This is a genomic window from Pedococcus sp. P1_H8 (genome assembly GCF_056405175.1).
On sequence record NZ_JBFUCP010000449.1, the window covers coordinates 1 to 367 of the forward strand.

Consider the following 367-nt stretch of genomic DNA (forward strand, 5'->3'; position numbering starts at 1 on the left):
GGACAAAGTCGACCCGTACCTGAAGGCGACCGAGGCCTACGGCGGCCAGGTCGCGGTGTACATGCGGCCCGAGCACTGGCTCTCGGCCGACCTCGGCGACCTCCGGGAGCTGTAGTCAGGCCCCTCCCCTGAGTCGCACCGCCGACGCCGGCCTTCCCTTACCGTCGTTGCCCGAGAACGTGGTCACGGCACGCGGTAGGTCCACTCCGGGGTGCGGAACTTGGAGCCGACCGACTCGCGTGCCGCGGCCAGTTCCGCGTCGGTGTACGTGCTGTCCCGGGTGTCGTAGCGGGCGCGGAAGTGCGCGAGGAACGCGGCGATGATGGCGTCGCGCTCCATTCCGGTCTGCGAGCGCATCGGGTCGACC

General features: G+C 70.3%; 1 pseudogene. It reads right to left on the reverse strand.

The features are described from left to right. Nucleotides 1-183 precede the first annotated feature (183 nt). Nucleotides 184-367: pseudogene (locus AC1DYG_RS20795) on the reverse strand (lipoate--protein ligase family protein); the annotation flags it as partial.